This is a genomic window from Burkholderia sp. NLJ2, assembly GCF_049487195.1.
Lineage (GTDB): Bacteria > Pseudomonadota > Gammaproteobacteria > Burkholderiales > Burkholderiaceae > Burkholderia > Burkholderia pyrrocinia.
The window spans coordinates 2,042,281-2,060,155 of the sequence record NZ_CP137808.1 but is presented as its reverse complement, the minus strand read 5'-3'; the positions used below and the strand labels follow the sequence as shown (position 1 = coordinate 2,060,155).

Sequence of the window (17,875 nt, the reverse complement as noted above, 5' to 3'; positions counted from 1 at the left end):
ACCGCACCGGTGCCGCCGGCATGCGGCGCCAACAAAAAACCCGGCTCGATGGCCGGGTTTTTTGTGTGTGCAACGGGCGTTGCGTCGCGCAGCGCTTTAGAACTGCCACCACGACTTCTTCGCGCCGGGGCGCGAGTGGCCCGTCACGTACGGGCTGTCGGGGAACGTGCCCGCGAGCACACGCTTCGTGTCCTCGGCGAGTTGCGGCTGGTCCAGCTTGCCGTACGACAGGATCATGATGTGCAGCGCGTCCTCGATTGCCGGCGCGCCCTTGTAGTCCTTGATCGCGAGCTGCGCGCGGTTGATGGCCGCGACATACGCACCGCGCCGGTAATAGTAGTCGGCCGCGTGCACTTCGTGCGACGCGAGCGCGTTGACGATGTAGCGCATCCGCGCGGCCGCGTCGGGCGCGTACTTGCTCTTCGGGAAGCGGTCGACGACGACCTTGAACGCGTCGTACGATTCGCGCAGTGCCTGCGGATCGCGTTCGCTCATGTCCTGGCCGGAGAAGCGGCCGAACAGGCCGAGATCGTCGTTGAAGTGGATCATCCCCTTCAGGTAGTACGCGTACGGGATATCCGGATGATCGGGGTGGAGCTGGATGAAGCGGTCGACGGCCTGGTCGGCGGCTGCCGCTTCGTTGTCCTTCCAGTTGCAGTATGCAACGTTGATCTGTGCCTGTTGCGCGAAATGGCCGAACGGATCGCGACCTTGCAGCGATTCGAAATATTTCGCGCACTTGCCCCAGTCGCCGCCGGACAGTGCATCCTGGGCCTCTGAGTATAATTTGTTGTTCGACCAGGTAGCCGTCTCGTCCTGCTTCTGCGGCAAGCCGTGGCAGCCGGCGATGAGGGCCGCGGCCGCTACCGCCGCAGCCCGGGCGGCGACGGTTCTGGCCGTACGTTTGGTCGAATTCATCATGCTCGCATGTCCTAGCTTCAAGTCTCGGTGACCCAGTCTAAATGACCCGTTCAAGTTCGCAGAATGCCCAGCCGGGCACACCAAATCGCGAAGATTATAGCCCAAGCGGTCGGCCCGCCGACGCTGCCTCGGGGGATTCCCTCGATGACGATCTGACCGGCGACGCATTGCAGCCGCCCGTGGTGCCCTCCGCGGCGGGCGATGACGCGCCGCGCGTCGTCGAAGTGCCGCTGTCGCTCGCGGGCGAACGCCTCGACAAGGCGCTCGCCCAGCTGTTCCCCGAATTCTCCCGCAGCCGCCTGCAGAGCTGGATCGAGGCGCAGCGCGTGCTGGTCGACGGCGCGCCCGCGAAGATCCGCCAGCCGGTGCCGCTCGGCGCAAAGATCGAGCTCGTACCCGACCTGCTTCCCGAGCAGCTCGCGTTCACGCCGGAGCCCGTGCCGCTCGACGTCATCTACGAGGACGACGCGCTCGTCGTCATCAACAAGCCGGCCGGCCTCGTCGTGCACCCGGCAGCCGGCAACTGGAGCGGCACGATCCTGAACGGCCTGCTGCATCGCTACGGCGACGCGGCGGCCGGCCTGCCGCGTGCAGGGATCGTCCACCGGCTCGACAAGGAGACCTCCGGCCTGATGGTGGTCGCGCGCACGCTGGCCGCACAGACGGACCTCGTGCGTCAGCTGCAGGCCCGCACGGTGAAGCGCCGCTACTTCGCGCTCGTGTGGGGCACGATGCCCGAGGAAGGCACGATCGATGCGCCGATCGGCCGCGATCCGCGCGAGCGTACGCGCATGGCCGTCGTCACTGGCGCGTCGGGCAAGCCCGCGCGCACGCATTTCCGCACGGTTGACACATGCGTGTGGCAACGTCAGCCGGTTTCGGCGATCCAGTGCGACCTCGAAACCGGCCGCACGCACCAGATCCGCGTGCACTGCTCGCACGCCGGGCACCCGCTGCTCGGCGATCCCGTCTACGGGCGCGCGCGCGGCAAGCGCTCGGTCGCGCCGCTGCCGGACGGGTTCGCGCGACAGGCGCTGCATGCATGGCGGCTCGGCCTCGTGCATCCGGTCACGGGCAAGGCGATGCAGTGGCGCTGCCCGCTGCCGGACGACATGAACGCACTCGTCGCGGCGCTCGGCTTCGGGCAGGGCGACGAGGAATTCGACGACGATGACGGTGTCTACGACGATGACGATTTCGGCGGCGAGTATCACGACGATGAGCCGTACCTGGACGATGAGGAGGAGTGAGTGCCGATGACGAACCTGGCGCCGTTGACGTGGCAGGACTGCGTGCAGCCCGACTGGCAGGTGTCGCCGCGCGTGCGTGCGCTGATCACGACGCGCGACGGCGGTGTGAGCGAAGGCCCGTACGGGCGCTGGCAGGATGGTGCGGCGTTGGCGGGCGGGATGAATCTCGGCCTGCATACCGGTGACGATCCCGTCCATGTCGCCGGGAATCGCGCGCGCTTGCTCGCGCTGGCAGGCCAGTCGAGCGCGGCATGGCTCGAGCAGGTTCACGGTGCGCAGATCGTGCGCGCCGACGAGGTGATCGCGGCGGCGCCCGCAGCCGCGGCGCCGGTGCAGGCGGACGCGAGCGTCACGGACCGGGCGGGTGCCGTCTGCGTCGTGATGGTGGCCGATTGCCTGCCCGTGCTGCTGTGCGACGCGCAGGGCCGGGCGGTCGGTGCCGCGCATGCGGGCTGGCGCGGGCTCGCGGCCGGCATCGTCGAGCAGACCGCGGCGCGCGTCGCGGCGCTGGCGGGCGGCGCGACGGACACGCTTCATGCGTACCTCGGGCCGGCGATCGGCCCGCAGGCGTTCGAGGTCGGCGCCGACGTGCGCGACGCGTTTCTCGACACGGCCCCGCAGTCGGAGCATGATGAAACCCGTCGTGCGTTCGTCGCGATCGACGGCACGCCCGGCAAGTTTCTCGCCGATCTCTATGCGCTCGCGCGCCTGCGCCTCGCGCGTGCGGGCGTGGCGCACGTGAGCGGCGGGACCGCCTGTACGGTCACCGAAACCTCGCGCTTCTATTCGTATCGGCGCGACCGTGTGACGGGTCGCATGGCGGCGGCGATCTGGCTGGCCGATTGACGGCATGCGCATGCACGCATGGTTTTGTTGCGTCGCGAAATCGGGTTATCTCGACATTTAGGCGGCAATGCGGCGTTGCATGCGCAGTTGAATGAAAAATCCCGAAGTCAAGTCGACCAGAATGTTTTATGTTTCGCCGGAACCCTTGTCCCGTCTGTTGCGCACGGATTATCTTCGTGCAGAAATGTTCAGCGGTTTGACATGGCGCTTCACATGGGGAAAACGATAATGATAAAAATACCGCACTGCGGCAGAATCTGGAGACGCCTCTCCAGAGCATGACGGCCCGGCTCGCAGCCGGCACGCCGCGCGCGAGCAGGATTTCACGATAGACGCTCACGAATCACCGGTAAGGCAGGTAATGACAGCATCGAAAAATTCGTCGACGTCCGCTCAGGCGGGCACTTCCGCAGGCAGCACCGGCTTCGATCCGGTCGCCCAGCCGATGCAGCAGATGTTCGAATCGTGGTTGAACGCATGGCGCGGTTTTGCAGATCCGGCGCGCGCCGCGACTGCGTCGGCCACCGTTAATCCGTTCGCGACATTCCAGTTCCCGACTTCGTTTCCGTTCCAGGTGCCGTCGATGCCCGATCTGGGCAGCATGGCGTCGCCGTTCGCGGGGCTGAAGCTGCCGGTTGCCGCGATTCCGCCCGAACGGCTGCAGACGCTGCAGGCCGACTACGCGCGCGATTGCATGGCGCTGATGCAGCAGGCGGCCGCCGCGAAGCTCGAGTCGCCCGAACTGAAGGACCGCCGTTTCAGCGGCGATGCGTGGAAGGCGTCGCCGGCCCATGCGTTCGCGGCTGCCTGGTATCTGCTCAACGCACGCTACCTGCAGGAACTGGCCGACGCGCTTCAGACCGATCCGAAGACGCGCGAGCGCATCCGTTTCACGGTCCAGCAATGGACGGCCGCCGCCGCACCGAGCAACTTCCTCGCACTCAATCCCGACGCGCAGAAATCGATTCTCGAGACGCAGGGCGAAAGCCTGCGGCAGGGGATGATGAACCTGCTCGGCGACCTGCAGCGCGGCAAGATTTCGCAGACCGACGAATCGCAGTTCGTGGTCGGCAAGAACCTCGGGTGTACTGAAGGCGCGGTCGTCTACGAGAACGACCTGATCCAGTTGATCCAGTACACGCCGAAGACGGACAAGGTGTTCGAGCGGCCGCTGCTGATCGTGCCGCCGTGCATCAACAAGTTCTACATCCTCGACCTGCAGCCCGAGAATTCGCTTGTCGCGCACGCGTTGTCGAACGGCCATCAGGTGTTCCTCGTGTCGTGGCGCAATGCGGATGCATCGGTCGCGCACAAGACGTGGGACGACTACATGAACGAAGGGCTGCTCGCGGCGATCGATGCCGTGCAGCAGGTCAGCGGCCGCGAACAGATCAACACGCTCGGCTTCTGCGTCGGCGGCACGATGCTCGCGACCGCGCTGGCCGTGCTCGCCGCGCGCGGCGAGCATCCGGCCGCGTCGATGACGCTGCTGACCGCGATGCTCGACTTCACCGACACCGGCATTCTCGACGTGTTCGTCGACGAGGCGCACGTGCAGATGCGCGAGCAGACCATCGGCGGCAAGAACGGCACGCAACCGGGGTTGATGCGCGGCGTCGAGTTCGCGAACACGTTCTCGTTCCTGCGGCCGAACGATCTCGTGTGGAACTACGTCGTCGACAACTACCTGAAGGGCCGCACGCCGGCGCCGTTCGACCTGCTGTACTGGAACAGCGATTCGACCAGCCTGCCGGGCCCGATGTACGCGTGGTACCTGCGCAATACCTATCTCGAGAACAAGCTTCGCGAGCCGGGCGCGCTGACCGTGTGCGGCGAATCCGTCGACCTGTCGCTGGTCGACGTGCCGACCTTCATCTATGGCTCGCGCGAGGATCACATCGTGCCGTGGCAGACGGCCTATGCATCGACGTCGATCCTGTCGGGCCCGCTGAAGTTCGTGCTCGGCGCGTCGGGTCACATCGCGGGCGTGATCAATCCGCCGGCGAAGAAGAAGCGCAGCTACTGGGTCAACGACAGCGACCTGCCCGAAGCCGCGGACGACTGGTTCGCCGGTGCGGCCGAGCAGCCGGGAAGCTGGTGGACGACCTGGGTCGAATGGCTCGACCAGTACGGCGGCCGCAAGGTGGCGCCGCCCGCCAAGCCCGGTTCCGCGCAGTTCCCGGCGATCGAGCCGGCGCCGGGACGCTACGTGTTGCAGCGCGATTGACGAAAACCGGACAGCGGCGCACGCTGTTCGATGCACCGCAGTTTTTTAACAGGGCCGGTAACGATGCGCCGTGTCGTGCGGGCCTGGAGGAAAGGGAAATGACGGACGTAGTGATCGTATCGGCCGCGCGGACCGCGGTCGGCAAATTCGGCGGCTCGCTTGCGAAGATTGCGGCGCCGGAGCTGGGCGCGACGGTGATCCGCGCGGTGCTGGAGCGTGCAGGCGTGAAGCCCGAGCAGGTCAGCGAAGTGATCATGGGCCAGGTGCTGACGGCCGGCTCGGGGCAGAACCCGGCGCGGCAGTCGCTGATCAAGGCCGGGCTGCCGGCGGCAGTGCCGGGGATGACGATCAACAAGGTGTGCGGCTCGGGCCTGAAGGCCGTGATGCTGGCGGCGAATGCGATCGTCGCGGGCGACGCGGAGATCGTGATCGCGGGCGGCCAGGAGAACATGAGCGCGTCGCCGCACGTGCTGCCGGGCTCGCGCGACGGGTTCCGGATGGGCGACGCGAAGCTGGTCGACACGATGATCGTCGACGGCCTGTGGGACGTGTACAACCAGTACCACATGGGCATCACGGCGGAGAACGTCGCGAAGGAATACGGGATCACGCGCGAAGAGCAGGACGCGTTCGCGGCGCTGTCGCAGAACAAGGCGGAAGCCGCGCAGAAGGCCGGGCGCTTCGACGACGAGATCGTGCCGGTGTCGATTCCGCAACGCAAGGGCGAGCCGCTGCAGTTCGCGACCGATGAATTCGTGCGTCACGGCGTGACGGCGGAATCGCTGGCGGGGCTGAAGCCGGCGTTCTCGAAGGACGGTTCGGTGACGGCGGCGAACGCGTCGGGTCTGAACGACGGCGCGGCGGCGGTGCTGGTGATGTCGGCGCAGAAGGCGGCGGCGCTCGGCCTGACGCCGCTCGCGCGGATCAAGGCGTACGCGAACGCGGGCGTGGATCCGAGCGTGATGGGGATGGGCCCGGTGCCGGCCTCGCGCCGGTGCCTGGAGCGCGCGGGCTGGACGCCGGGCGACCTGGACCTGATGGAAATCAACGAGGCATTCGCGGCGCAGGCGCTGGCGGTGCACAAGCAGATGGGCTGGGACACGTCGAAGGTGAACGTGAACGGCGGCGCGATCGCGATCGGTCACCCGATCGGTGCGTCGGGTTGCCGGATCCTGGTGACGCTGCTGCACGAGATGGCCAAGCGCGATGCAAAGCGCGGGCTGGCGTCGCTGTGTATCGGCGGCGGGATGGGTGTCGCGCTTGCGGTCGAGCGTCCGTAACCGGTCGTCCGTTACCGGCGAACCGAATCCGGGCGCCGGCCGATTGCGGTTTCGGCCGGCGCCACGTGAAGTCAGAGCGGGCCTCCGGCAGCTCTCGAAACCAAGAAAATGGAGTGAGATCTATGTCTCAGCGAATTGCGTACGTAACGGGCGGGATGGGCGGCATCGGCACCAGCATCTGCCAGCGTCTGTTGAAAGACGGCTTCAAGGTCGTCGCGGGCTGTGGCCCGAACTCGCCGCGCCGGGTGAAATGGATCGAGGACCAGAAGGCGCTCGGATACGATTTCATCGCGTCGGAAGGCAACGTCGGCGACTGGGACTCGACCAAGGATGCGTTCGACAAGGTCAAGGCCGAAGTCGGCGAGATCGACGTGCTGGTCAACAACGCGGGCATTACGCGCGACGTCGTGTTCCGCAAGATGACGCACGAAGACTGGACCGCCGTGATCGACACCAACCTGACGAGCCTGTTCAACGTGACGAAGCAGGTGATCGACGGGATGGTCGAGCGTGGCTGGGGCCGGATCATCAACATTTCGTCGGTGAACGGCCAGAAGGGGCAATTCGGCCAGACCAACTATTCGACCGCGAAGGCCGGCATTCACGGCTTCACGATGTCGCTCGCGCAGGAAGTCGCGACGAAGGGCGTGACGGTCAACACCGTGTCGCCAGGCTACATCGGCACCGACATGGTGAAGGCGATCCGCCCCGACGTGCTCGAGAAGATCGTTGCGACGATCCCGGTGCGGCGTCTCGGCGGGCCGGAGGAAATCGGCTCGATCGTCGCGTGGCTTGCGTCGAACGATTCCGGCTTCGCGACGGGCGCCGACTTCTCGCTGAACGGCGGCCTGCACATGGGCTGAACGCCCGGGCTGTGCGGGCCGGGTGGCCGCGCAGCCGGGTGTGTTCCGAAGGCCCCCGCCTCCCGGATTCGGGCGGCGGGGATTCGTCACTTGCGCTACGCTGCACTGAAAGGCGTTACATGACTACTACAAAGAAGACGGCCGAACGGCTCATCAAGAAGTACCCGAACCGCCGGCTCTACGATACCGAGACAAGCACGTACATTACGCTCACCGACGTGAAGCAACTCGTGCTGGAGCAGGAGGATTTCAAGGTCGTCGATGCGAAATCCAGCGAAGACCTGACGCGCAGCATCCTCCTGCAGATCATCCTCGAAGAGGAAAGTGGTGGCGTGCCGATGTTCTCGTCGTCGATGCTGTCGCAGATCATCCGTTTCTACGGTCACGCAATGCAGGGCATGATGGGCACGTACCTGGAAAAGAACATCCAGGCGTTCATCGACATCCAGAACAAGCTCGCGGATCAGTCGAAGAACCTGTACGAAGGCAACGCGATGAATCCGGAAGTCTGGTCGCAGTTCATGAACATGCAGGCGCCGATGATGCAAGGGATGATGACGAGCTACATCGAGCAGTCGAAGAACATGTTCGTGCAGATGCAGGAGCAGATGCAGAACCAGGCGAAGTCGATGTTCAGCACGTTCCCGTTCAAGCAGCCGGGCGCGTCGGAGCCGGAGAAGAAGTAGCGATTCGCGGCAGGCCGGCCGCGGCGGCGCGAGCCGTCGGGCGTCGGTGCCGCGAAGCAAGGTGGCGCGGGGTGGCCGATCGCGTGCCCGGGCACGACGATGCGCGGCTGCCGCCTGCCGGAAGATATCGCCGACGATCGTTCATGATCGTCGGCACGACATGCTCGCGCCGAGTACGGGGCGGGCATGACCGTTGTCCAGTCGATCGAGATCCAGTCAGCAAGCGAATAGAGTGCCGGGGCACACCGCGCCCGACCGTGCGCGCTTGTGCCGGTGCAGGTGTTTGCCTGCCGCACCCGATACGGTGCGGACCGGATGTGCCGATGCGGCCTTCGGCGAATCGCTGTATCGGTTCCCGGGCACGACAGGATGTTCGATGCCGCGTCGATGCTGTGCGGCCGAGAAAAACAAACCCACTGAGAGAAAGCATGCGAGGGATTCGAATGGCATCGGCCGGCAGGCTGGCCGGTCTTGCTGCGATGTTCATGTTTGGCGTTGGCCTGGCCGTTCCAGGTTTTGCGATGGATTGCGCGAAAGCCGCGCAGCCGATCGAGAAGCGCATCTGTGCGAACGGCGCGTTGCGGGCGGCCGATGTGCGAATGAATTCGGCGTATGCGGGCGCGCTGAAGGCCGCGCCGGACGCCGCTATCCGCGACATGCTGGTGCGCAGCCAGCGCCGCTGGATCGATGCGCGCAACAACCGGCTCAACGCCGATTACGATGGCCATCCGCTGGCCGTCGACGAAGTGCGCAAGGCAATCGACCGGCGCACCGCCGCGCTGGCCGATCAGTCCGGTCAAGGACTGAACGCGCGAGCGCTGGCCGAGCGCCGGTGGCTCGCGAAATATACGGGCGGCCCGTTGACCGGCTTCGATGGAAACTGCGATTTCATTCCCGACGATGCGCGTGGCGCGCACGTTTCATATGCGTGTTTCGGCGCGGTTCATGTGCAGCATCGTGCACGGGTTTGCAGCCAGAGCGAGGACTGGGCGACCGGCGCGGTTTATCAATACCGCTCCGTGAGCGCGGCCGACGGCGGGAAGGTGCGCCCGGTTGCGTTCTGCGAGGCGCAGGCGCATGGGCATGCGTGCGATAACGGGGGTGCGCAATCGGGGTGGATGCGGGCGGGGGTGTCCGGTGACGATAAGCGTGCGCCCGCGCCGGCAACCGGTTTGCCGCAACTCGATGCGGAAATGTGGCCGATCGGCGATGGCGACGATGCGGTGTGGTTTGAGCGGTGTCTGACTGCGGCGATGTTTCCGTGAGTGCAGGATTGGATCGAGCCCGCTCCGGCGGGCTTTTTTACGATCTCGTCGCTCGAGTGATTTCACGCAACGTGGGCCGGACGCGTGCGATTGCCGGCGGCAACGCCGACGGTACCGGCCCGGATTGCTTTACAGCGCCGGGAATCCTTGCTCGTCGTCGTGCGGAGGAAGGTCGAGCACGAGCTTGACGGCGCTGTAGTTGGCCTTGAGCGAAAACACGCGGCCGATCACGAGAAACGTCTGCCGCGAATTCTCGAGTTCGACGAAGTCGCCGGGTTGTGGCACATGCGCGCCTTGATCGTAGGAAAAGCTGGTGCTGGTTTGTTCGCCGATGCCTTCTGCTGCGTGCTCGGTGAATTCGATCGTGATGTGGGTGGTCATGCGGGCCCCGTTGTGGGTTGATTGAAGAGACTGGAAGCCTCGATTTTCGCATAGCGGCTGGCAGGATTCGGGCGGGTCTTGCGCGATGCGGCCAGTCGATGGCGGGTCGACCGTTCCCCGTTTTGACGTGAAAGGGTTGTATCCAGCTCAGTGTCGGAGAGGGGGCGCTGGTGTGCGACATGCGCGAACCGACGCTCCCTGTTGCCCCTCTCCGCCCATTTTGGGCCGCTGGACCTGACCTGGTCCGCTTGCACCACCAGTTCGCTCAGCGTGCCGGCATCCTCGTATTGGCCGGCCAACACGTAAAGCAGTGACGACCACGCTTCGCGATGGTCGCTGAGCCAGTCGAGGATGGGGGTGTCCAGCACCTGCGTGTAGCGCAGCCGCATGGCCGCGCAGTGCAGGCGATACGCGCGCCCGTCACGATAGCGAAACCGACAGGGATGGTTCAGTGGGTCATGCCATGGGTGCCAGGCCAATTCAACGTTGAGATTCGCCGCAATCTTTCCCAGGTTGTGCGGCAGCGCGGCGTAGGCCGTCGCGGCCGTCCAGACTTCGGCCTGCGCTGCCTGATCCTTTCGCGTGGTGCCGACCGGCAGCAGGCGCAGATGGCTCAGCTTGAGCGCGTAGGCGACGATCTCGGGGCCGTAGTCCAGCATGCCGCCCGGGTAAGCATGGTGGTGGGTCTCTGACACGGGGGGGTCTTGCGCCAGCGCCGCATAGCGTTCCAGCGGCTGCCGATTCAGCAGGGCGAACTGTGTGCTGGACAACGACGTGCGTTGCCGGATGTGCTCCAGCAACGTCTGCCAAGCAGTTGGTTACGTGCATGGCGCCATCTCGTCGTTCGTTCAGCGTGATACGGGATTTCGACGCACCCGCTATTCCGCCGTGGTCGAACCGCGCCTGGCGCGTCTGAAGTTGCCCGACGATGCGGAATGGCGCGCCGAGCCGCTGCCGCGCCCGCGTATCGACGGCCCGCAGCCGGCGACGGTGGTCGGCCCCGAAGGCGAAGAGATCTACACGGACGAGTACGGCCGGGTGAAGGTGCAGTTCCCGTGGGATCGCGAGGGCAAGCACGATGAACACAGCTCGTGCTGGATCCGGGTCGCGCAGAACTGGGCCGGCGCGACCTGGGGCCATATGGCGATCCCGCGCATCGGGCAGGAAGTGATCGTGGTCAACCTCGATGGCGACCCGGACCAGCCGCTCATCATCGGGCGGGCGTACAACCGCTTGCAGTTGCCGCCGTACGAGTTGCCGCGGCACAAGACGCGGATGACGATCAAGAGCCAGACGCACAAGGGCGAGGGCTATAACGAACTGCGCTTCGAGGACGAGAAGGATCAGGAGGAAATCTACGTCCACGCGCAGCGCGATCAGAACATCCACGTCAACCACGACGAAACCACCTTCGTGGGCAACGACCGCAGCGAGCAGGTTGAGCACGACGAAACGATTGCCATCGGCAACGACCGCAAAGAAACCGTCGGCCATGACGAGCAAGTCACGATCGGTCAGGACCGTCGCCACGACATCGGGCAGGACGATTTCCTGACGATTGGCCGCAATCACACCATCCACACCGGCAAGGATCGCACCGAAGATGTTGGCAACCATCGCCGCGACAAGACGGCTGCCAACCACACCGCGGAGATCGGCGGGCATCTGGAACAGCGCGTGCAGGGGCGGGCTGAGCTGGAGGCGGGGCAAGCCATTCGGTATCGCACTAAGGTCTATGAAATCCGGGCCGCCGAGGTCTTGGAAATCAAAGGGCCTGGCGGCACCGTGCGCATCGACGGCGGTGGCATCACGCTGGACGCCGTGGCGATTCGGGTGAAGGGGCCGATGACGCAGAGTAGTGGGGGCGCAAGTGCGGTGCCCGCCCCAGTGGGCGTCCCAACCCGGGGCCTGCCATTTGATGTGCTCTGCATGAAGCGCAGTGACGGGAGTTGCCCACGCTCCGACTGCCCATGCGGCAACTTCCGGGGGAGCTGACTATGCTCGAAGCACTGGAGCAGCCGATACTTCCCGAGGGCACGGATACCTCGCCCTCGACCTACCTGCTGCTGGAAAGCGAAATACTGGACGAGTGGCTGCTGGCGCAACCCAGTACGCCGGAAGACCACACCATCGCGGATACAGTGCGCTCGCTCGATTTCACCAGCACGCAACGCTGGGTGTGGCGCGAAACCGAGTACCACGACTACGACACCCGTGGCCCGATGCTGGTCCAGTACGGACCGGGCTCCGCGCTGGCGAGCACCTTCGTTGACGTGTGGCCGCCAACCGGCGGCGCCGTGCTCCTGGTATCGCCCGAATCTATGGAGCCGGTGCTGGCCCACCTGCGCGAAATCCTTTTCGTGTACATGCCCGACGGCAAGAAGGCGCGCTTTCGTCTTCAGGAAACGGCGGCCTTGGCCAGCGTATTGCAAGCCTTGGCTCCGCATCGTGCCGCCGCACTGCTTGGCCCGGTGCAAGAACTGCTGTGGCGGGAAAACCTGGGCCCGGACCACCAATGGTGGCGCTATCGCAAGTCGGAAGATGCCTACCACGTACAGGGTGGCTTCCAGTTTTTCGACGCCGAGATGGCCGCTATCGATGCCGGCTTGGCCGACCACCAGTTGCGCAAACAGACGGCTCTCACACAGCGCGCGCCCCATAGCTTCCGCGATAGCGCTCGCCAGCAAACACGGATCTGGCTGGAGCAACTCTACCAGTGGGGCTTCCAGGAGTCGCACCATCTGGAAACCGCGATGGAAGTCTTCCGCCACCCCGCCTACCAGACACACGCACACGCCGTCGTCGCCTTGCTGGGCGACGCCAAACTGGCGCCGGGTGCTCGCACGACCCGTGCGTTAAATCATCTGCTTACCGAAGGATTCTGAGCATGGCCGGAACGACCTCATACGCCAGCGCCCGTGAAAGCTGCCAAGCTCGCATCCCTTTGTTTCCCTTGCGCTACTCTGCCCACGCCAAACCGAAAGGCGGCGCACTCTATCCCTATGCGCTGCCCTCGCTGGACCGGAGCTTCAGAGCGCTCGATCACGCCCAGTATGGCTTGCGTTGCATCGGCGGCGGTTTCATCTACCTGTTCGACGAGACGCAATCGGAAAGCGCCATGGCGTGGTACTGGTCGTCTGCGCATCGGCATCGCTGCGACGAAGGATGCCGACGAAGCCTTCTTCAATCGTGGCATCTACGGCGCAGCAATGGTGTGGGAATACATCCGCCTATACATGCAAGACGGCATGGATGCCCTGCCGCCTTCCTCGGCCCTGGACAACTATCGAGCCACCAGCATGCGAGAGTGCATCAAGGCGTGGAATCCGTTCGGTATGTTCCGGACGCGCACTTGGTGGAAGCGCCTGCTGGCACCCGTGCTCTTTCCTGTCGTCGCACCTTTCTTATGGCTCATAGCGCTGGGCGACATCTTCTACATGGCGCTCGACCGTATCCTTCCGCGCCGCAAATGGCCAAAGGAACTCACTGATGCTTGCGATGGCGTATGGGACGGACGGGAGGATTGATGCAGAGGCACCCGATCCCAAAGGAGGCGCGCCGAGCGCACCGCCGCCGGCGGAAGCCTTGGCGCGTTGAACCGATGACGATGGCATTGTGATTTTCCACACAGAAGCGACCCAGCGTGGCATCGGCCATCCGCTCCGTCGAATGACCGGAAACACGCCGGGGATCATCGTCGTCAACATGGTGTGCTACGGCGCGCACCGGGCGTCGGTCATGGGCGCGGCGGCGTGAGTCGCCTCGTGCAGTGGTTTCAGCCGAGAAGGCCGATAGGGCAGTTGCCCAGCCCTCGAACTGACCGAGGCATCGTGGTGGCAGCACGGCTTTCCGGCGTCATGCCCAGGTGCACAAAGCGCCTGAGCGGAGGCCCATCGGTCTCGAAGCGGCCGATCAACAATTTTCTGGAGTGCACTCGTATGACCAACCCCAGCCTCGAAACGGCGATCAACGGGGTCAATGACCTGCCTAACGTGGTTATCTACACCCGGTGGCATCAGGCCGCCCCGTTGGCGGCGCTATTTTCTCCACTGCTAGTCGTGTCGATGTTCGCGCTATTCCCATTGTCCACCGACGGACCGCTTCTTGCCATCGCGGCGCTGATAGTCGTCTGCATCGCCACCCCGTTGATCTTGGCCCACGTGGTGTATCCACCTGCCAAAGACGTGGTGCACATCACACCCGATGCCTTGGTCTTCAAGCGCTATGGAACCGTCACTTTTGACAGTGTCACCGCATATACCTTGGACGGACTGATCCGACTCACGCGCCGGAAGCAGCCAACGCTGGTGTTGCTCGGTAGCCGCAAGACACCCGGCTACAAGGCCTTCCAGGCGGCGCTTGGACCCGCCATGGCGACCTGGCGGTCGCACAACCCAACGGTGTCGATCAAGCAGAGCCATTTCCAGGGCACGTGGCTGGCCAAGGTGCTCGGCGCACTGATCGTGGTCAGTTGCGCGGGCCTCGCCATCACCGTTGTGACTATGAAGCTCGCCATGGCCTCGTTACCTGCCTTGGCGATCGGCATCTTCGGTGGTCTTCGCTTGCTCGCTAGTAAGCGCCAGGAAATTCAGAAGTAGTACAAACCATAAGGAGCTTGATATGCGACCTATCGTACTCGTCGGTCACCGACACAGCTGTCCCATCCACGGCGAGGGTACCGTCGTCAGTGGCGCCGAGTCCGCTGCCATCAACGGCCGAGCGATCGCGCGCGTCGGCGACCGCATCAGTTGCGGCGCGGAGATTCAAACCGGCTCGCCTGGCACGGAGATCGAAGGCCGGCCGGCGGCGCGTCAGGGCGATACCACCAGCCATGGCGGCACCCTGGTCGAGGGCGAGACTGGGTGGCTGGTGGAGTAACAGCAGCCGGTGCAAGCGGTCGCGACGGGGCGGTCGTCTGCGATGTCTGCCGGAGATGGATTACCGCCGCGATAGCGTAGGCAAGGAGTATGGATGAACGACGACAATCAGTCATCGACAGGTAAGGGTGCATCTCGAACCTCAGGTCCGAAGGACGCCAACGTTGACATCCCTGGCTACAGGCGTATTGATTTTCCGGACGGCAGCTACGTGATGGAAGGTCCGCATGGCGAGCACGTGCTTGTCTCGGAGTCGGGCAACATGAGTGTGAACGTCCCGGCGATCCGCCGTGTACAAATCGACGACTTGAGCCAAGTCATACGTCACGAGACAGTGCAACTCCATGATACGTTTTCGCATATCGTGCATTTCATGGGAAATGGGGTCTTGGGATACCTGCATTTGCGCGACGGAAGCGGCTTATCGATTGAGGGCCGAAACCTGGAATTTCGCATCTGTAAGGACGGCGTCATTCTCGTGCTCGGCTCGGCAACGAACAGCAAAGCGTCCAACCGGTCACCTCCGAGCTCCTCGTCTGCACGCTGATGCCTGATGTACGGAGCGCACACCGGCAGAACGGTGTTGCGTTCTTTCGCCGCGAGGCTGTCGCCGGCCGCGTTGACCGTAATCCCGGTATTCGCGATCGACGTGGGTTGCTGCGCCAACGACGAAACAAGTGTCGGCTCGACTCTGGCGGCTCAGGCCCCCGACAATCAGCGCAGGCCGTCCTGCACCTGACCATCCCCGATTCGCCTGCACGAACACGTCGAGTGCCCCTTCCAGACATCGCTGATGGTAAGCGGAAGACCCTTTGTCACGTAGTGAAAGGGTCGCATCAAGCTCGATCTTGCGCACGGCCGTCCGCCGCACGGCGTATCCGAGTTGAAAGCCTGCGCCGTCTCCAGCCGCTCGTTTTAGGCTGCTGACCCATAAATCGCTGTAAACTCACGCTTTTGCTGCCACGCCCCCACACTCCAGATGTCCCAATCCCCCAAAGTAGGATTCGTTTCGCTTGGTTGCCCGAAAGCGTTAGTCGATTCCGAACAAATCATCACGCAACTGCGCGCCGAAGGTTATGAAATCTCCGGCACCTACGACGGCGCCGACCTCGTCGTCGTGAACACCTGCGGCTTCATCGACGAAGCCGTGCAGGAAAGCCTCGACGCGATCGGCGAAGCGCTGACCGAGAACGGCAAGGTGATCGTCACCGGCTGCCTCGGCGCGAAGTCGAGCGCCAGCGGCTCGAACCTCATCGAGGAAGTCCATCCGAAGGTGCTCGCCGTCACCGGCCCGCACGCGGTGGGCGAAGTGATGCAGGCCGTGCATTCGCACCTGCCGAAGCCGCACGACCCGTTCGTCGACCTCGTGCCCGCGGCCGGCATCAAGCTCACGCCGCGCCACTACGCGTACCTGAAGATCTCCGAAGGCTGCAACCACCGCTGCACGTTCTGCATCATCCCGTCGATGCGCGGCGATCTCGTGTCGCGTCCGGTCGCCGAAGTGATGCTGGAAGCCGAGAACCTGTTCAAGTCGGGCGTGAAGGAACTGCTCGTGATCTCGCAGGACACGAGCGCGTACGGCGTCGACGTGAAGTACCGCACGGGCTTCTGGAACGGCAAGCCGATCAAGACGCGCATGACCGACCTGGTCGCCGCGCTCGGCGAACTCGCCGCGCAGTATGGCGCGTGGGTGCGCCTGCACTACGTGTATCCGTATCCGAGCGTCGACGAAGTGATTCCGTTGATGGCCGAAGGTCCGTTCAAGGGCCACGTGCTGCCGTATCTCGACGTGCCGTTCCAGCACGCGCACCCCGAAGTGCTGAAGCGCATGAAGCGTCCGGCGAACGCCGAGAAGGTGCTCGAGCGCGTGCAGAAGTGGCGCGAGATCTGTCCGGACCTGACGATCCGCAGCACGTTCATCGCGGGCTTCCCCGGCGAGACGGAAGAGCAGTTCGAAACGCTGCTCGACTTCATCCGCGAGGCGGAACTCGATCGCGTCGGCTGCTTCGCGTACTCGCCGGTCGAAGGTGCGACCGCGAACGAACTCGACGGCGCGCTGCCCGACGATGTCCGGGAAGAGCGCCGCGCGCGCTTCATGGAAGTCGCCGAGGAAGTATCGGCGAACCGCATCCAGCGCAAGGTCGGCAAGACCCTCAAGGTGCTGATCGACGAAGTCAGCGAAGAAGGCGGGATCGGCCGCACGGCAGCCGATGCGCCGGAGATCGACGGCGTCGTTTATGTCGAGCCGGCGACGAAGGCGTCGAAGCGCTACAAGGTCGGCGATTTCGTGTCCGTGAAGATCACGGGTGCCGACGGCCACGATCTGTGGGGCGAGGTGTAAGCGATGACCGCTGCGTCTCCGGAGATCCTCGCGCTCGGCGAGGCGATGATCGAATTCAACCAGTCGCAGCCGGGCCGTCCAGAATTCCTGCAGGGCTTCGGCGGCGACACGTCGAACTTCTGCATCGCGGCGGCACGCCAGGGTGCGTCGACGGGCTTCGTGTCGGCGATCGGCGACGACCCGTTCGGCCGCCTGCTGGCCGACATGTGGCGCGCCGAGCGCGTCGATACGACGTACGTGCGGATCGACCGCGCGGCGCCGACCGGCGTGTATTTCGTCACGCACGGCGCCGACGGCCACCAGTTCGACTATTTGCGCGCGGGCTCCGCGGCGAGCCGCTATGCGGCGGGCGACCTGCCGTTCGACGCGCTGGCGGCGGCGAAGGCCGTGCACCTGTCGGGCATCAGCCTCGCGATCAGCACGGCCGCGTGCGACGCCGCGTTCGCGGCGATCGACCATGCGCGCCGTAACGGTGCGAAAGTCAGCTTCGACACGAACCTGCGCCTGAAGCTGTGGCCGCTGCCGCGCGCTCGCGCGGTGATGCGCGAGGCACTGCGCCAGACGGACATCTGCCTGCCGAGCTGGGACGACGTCACGGCGCTCACGGGCGCGAACGATCGCGACGCGATCGTCGACGCGATGCTCGAACACGGGCCGGAGGTCGTCGCGCTGAAGCTCGGCAAGGAAGGCGCATATGTCGCGACGCCGAACGAGCGGCGCGTCGTGCCGGGCTTCGCGGTCGAGGCCGTCGACGCGACGGGCGCGGGCGACTGCTTCGGCGGCGTCTTCGTCGCCCGGATCGTCGCGGGCGACGATCCATTCGCTGCGGCGCGCTATGCGAACGCGGCGGCGGCACTGTCGACGACGGGCTACGGCGCGGTCGCGCCGATTCCGCACCGTGATGCGGTGGAGCGCCTGATGCAAGGCTGACGCGGCAC

The 17,875-nt window shown here is 64.9% G+C and carries 17 protein-coding genes and 1 pseudogene; 15 read left to right on the top strand and 3 right to left on the bottom strand.

All coding sequences use genetic code 11. The features are described from left to right. Positions 1-96: 96 nt before the first annotated feature. Positions 97-921 (bottom strand): outer membrane protein assembly factor BamD, encoded by an 825-nt coding sequence (locus R9B84_RS09435; RefSeq protein WP_048251553.1) that lies wholly within the window; start codon positions 919-921, stop codon positions 97-99. 41 nt (positions 922-962) lie between these two features. Between R9B84_RS09435 and R9B84_RS09430 the strand changes: the two genes are divergently transcribed. From R9B84_RS09430 to R9B84_RS09400, 7 genes are all read left to right on the top strand, one after another. Next, entirely contained in the window at positions 963-2,171 is a 1,209-nt protein-coding gene (locus R9B84_RS09430) for an RluA family pseudouridine synthase (RefSeq protein WP_423757779.1), read from the top strand. A 6-nt stretch (positions 2,172-2,177) separates the two neighbouring features. Then, positions 2,178-3,017, top strand: a complete 840-nt coding sequence (gene pgeF, locus R9B84_RS09425; protein WP_423757778.1) for a peptidoglycan editing factor PgeF — start codon at positions 2,178-2,180, stop codon at positions 3,015-3,017. A gap of 361 nt (positions 3,018-3,378) precedes the next feature. Beyond that, the gene (locus R9B84_RS09420; protein ID WP_423757777.1) at positions 3,379-5,244 is read left to right on the top strand and encodes a PHA/PHB synthase family protein; all 1,866 of its coding nucleotides are present in this window, start codon (positions 3,379-3,381) and stop codon (positions 5,242-5,244) included. A 98-nt stretch (positions 5,245-5,342) separates the two neighbouring features. Further along, positions 5,343-6,524: an acetyl-CoA C-acetyltransferase gene (locus R9B84_RS09415; RefSeq protein ID WP_047900823.1), complete on the top strand. Its 1,182-nt coding sequence runs from the start codon at positions 5,343-5,345 to the stop codon at positions 6,522-6,524. Between the two features lie 122 nt (positions 6,525-6,646). Further along, complete coding sequence (locus R9B84_RS09410) at positions 6,647-7,387, top strand: 3-ketoacyl-ACP reductase (RefSeq protein ID WP_263344703.1); 741 nt, start codon at positions 6,647-6,649, stop codon at positions 7,385-7,387. 119 nt (positions 7,388-7,506) lie between these two features. Continuing rightward, positions 7,507-8,073 carry a polyhydroxyalkanoate synthesis repressor PhaR gene (phaR, locus tag R9B84_RS09405; protein WP_011352239.1) on the top strand — a complete coding sequence of 189 codons (567 nt, stop codon included), beginning with the start codon at positions 7,507-7,509 and terminating at the stop codon, positions 8,071-8,073. 443 nt (positions 8,074-8,516) lie between these two features. Then, a complete protein-coding gene (locus tag R9B84_RS09400; protein WP_423757776.1) occupies positions 8,517-9,338 on the top strand; it encodes a lysozyme inhibitor LprI family protein in 822 nt (273 codons plus the stop codon). A 129-nt stretch (positions 9,339-9,467) separates the two neighbouring features. Here the strand turns inward: R9B84_RS09400 and R9B84_RS09395 are convergent, their stop codons facing one another. Continuing rightward, positions 9,468-9,719 (bottom strand): hypothetical protein, encoded by a 252-nt coding sequence (locus R9B84_RS09395; RefSeq protein ID WP_065499853.1) that lies wholly within the window; start codon positions 9,717-9,719, stop codon positions 9,468-9,470. Positions 9,720-9,958: 239 nt separating this feature from the next. Beyond that, positions 9,959-10,525: pseudogene (locus tag R9B84_RS09390) on the bottom strand (TraI domain-containing protein); the annotation flags it as partial. On the opposite strand from R9B84_RS09390, the gene tssI reads away from it, so the two are divergent. The 8 genes from tssI (at position 10,506) to R9B84_RS09350 (ending at position 17,867) form a co-directional block, all read left to right on the top strand. Then, positions 10,506-11,714, top strand: coding sequence for a type VI secretion system tip protein TssI/VgrG (tssI, locus tag R9B84_RS09385; protein WP_423759985.1), 1,209 nt, complete (start codon positions 10,506-10,508; stop codon positions 11,712-11,714). The pseudogene R9B84_RS09390 and the gene tssI sit on opposite strands and share 20 nt — an antisense overlap. Positions 11,715-11,716: 2 nt before the next feature. After that, the gene (locus tag R9B84_RS09380) at positions 11,717-12,604 is read left to right on the top strand and encodes a DUF4123 domain-containing protein (RefSeq protein WP_423757775.1); all 888 of its coding nucleotides are present in this window, start codon (positions 11,717-11,719) and stop codon (positions 12,602-12,604) included. A gap of 168 nt (positions 12,605-12,772) precedes the next feature. Continuing rightward, complete coding sequence (locus R9B84_RS09375; protein ID WP_423757774.1) at positions 12,773-13,246, top strand: hypothetical protein; 474 nt, start codon at positions 12,773-12,775, stop codon at positions 13,244-13,246. 411 nt (positions 13,247-13,657) lie between these two features. Beyond that, positions 13,658-14,317, top strand: coding sequence for a hypothetical protein (locus R9B84_RS09370; RefSeq protein ID WP_423757773.1), 660 nt, complete (start codon positions 13,658-13,660; stop codon positions 14,315-14,317). A 22-nt stretch (positions 14,318-14,339) separates the two neighbouring features. Beyond that, positions 14,340-14,597: a PAAR domain-containing protein gene (locus R9B84_RS09365; protein WP_423757772.1), complete on the top strand. Its 258-nt coding sequence runs from the start codon at positions 14,340-14,342 to the stop codon at positions 14,595-14,597. A 93-nt stretch (positions 14,598-14,690) separates the two neighbouring features. Continuing rightward, positions 14,691-15,143 carry a hypothetical protein gene (locus R9B84_RS09360; RefSeq protein ID WP_423757771.1) on the top strand — a complete coding sequence of 151 codons (453 nt, stop codon included), beginning with the start codon at positions 14,691-14,693 and terminating at the stop codon, positions 15,141-15,143. Positions 15,144-15,575: 432 nt separating this feature from the next. Further along, on the top strand, positions 15,576-16,937 hold the full coding sequence (gene rimO, locus R9B84_RS09355) for a 30S ribosomal protein S12 methylthiotransferase RimO (protein ID WP_065499868.1): 1,362 nt from the start codon (positions 15,576-15,578) through the stop codon (positions 16,935-16,937). Between the two features lie 3 nt (positions 16,938-16,940). Next, positions 16,941-17,867 (top strand): sugar kinase, encoded by a 927-nt coding sequence (locus R9B84_RS09350; protein ID WP_423757770.1) that lies wholly within the window; start codon positions 16,941-16,943, stop codon positions 17,865-17,867. The last annotated feature ends 8 nt before the right edge of the window (positions 17,868-17,875 follow it).

Coding starts and splice junctions, on each gene's coding strand:
- R9B84_RS09435 (WP_048251553.1), bottom strand. CDS start 921: ATGATGAATTCGACCAAACGTACGGCCAGAACCGTCGCCGCCCGGGCT.
- R9B84_RS09430 (WP_423757779.1), top strand. CDS start 963: ATGACCCGTTCAAGTTCGCAGAATGCCCAGCCGGGCACACCAAATCGC.
- pgeF (WP_423757778.1), top strand. CDS start 2,178: ATGACGAACCTGGCGCCGTTGACGTGGCAGGACTGCGTGCAGCCCGAC.
- R9B84_RS09420 (WP_423757777.1), top strand. CDS start 3,379: ATGACAGCATCGAAAAATTCGTCGACGTCCGCTCAGGCGGGCACTTCC.
- R9B84_RS09415 (WP_047900823.1), top strand. CDS start 5,343: ATGACGGACGTAGTGATCGTATCGGCCGCGCGGACCGCGGTCGGCAAA.
- R9B84_RS09410 (WP_263344703.1), top strand. CDS start 6,647: ATGTCTCAGCGAATTGCGTACGTAACGGGCGGGATGGGCGGCATCGGC.
- phaR (WP_011352239.1), top strand. CDS start 7,507: ATGACTACTACAAAGAAGACGGCCGAACGGCTCATCAAGAAGTACCCG.
- R9B84_RS09400 (WP_423757776.1), top strand. CDS start 8,517: ATGGCATCGGCCGGCAGGCTGGCCGGTCTTGCTGCGATGTTCATGTTT.
- R9B84_RS09395 (WP_065499853.1), bottom strand. CDS start 9,719: ATGACCACCCACATCACGATCGAATTCACCGAGCACGCAGCAGAAGGC.
- tssI (WP_423759985.1), top strand. CDS start 10,506: ATGTGCTCCAGCAACGTCTGCCAAGCAGTTGGTTACGTGCATGGCGCC.
- R9B84_RS09380 (WP_423757775.1), top strand. CDS start 11,717: ATGCTCGAAGCACTGGAGCAGCCGATACTTCCCGAGGGCACGGATACC.
- R9B84_RS09375 (WP_423757774.1), top strand. CDS start 12,773: ATGGCTTGCGTTGCATCGGCGGCGGTTTCATCTACCTGTTCGACGAGA.
- R9B84_RS09370 (WP_423757773.1), top strand. CDS start 13,658: ATGACCAACCCCAGCCTCGAAACGGCGATCAACGGGGTCAATGACCTG.
- R9B84_RS09365 (WP_423757772.1), top strand. CDS start 14,340: ATGCGACCTATCGTACTCGTCGGTCACCGACACAGCTGTCCCATCCAC.
- R9B84_RS09360 (WP_423757771.1), top strand. CDS start 14,691: ATGAACGACGACAATCAGTCATCGACAGGTAAGGGTGCATCTCGAACC.
- rimO (WP_065499868.1), top strand. CDS start 15,576: ATGTCCCAATCCCCCAAAGTAGGATTCGTTTCGCTTGGTTGCCCGAAA.
- R9B84_RS09350 (WP_423757770.1), top strand. CDS start 16,941: ATGACCGCTGCGTCTCCGGAGATCCTCGCGCTCGGCGAGGCGATGATC.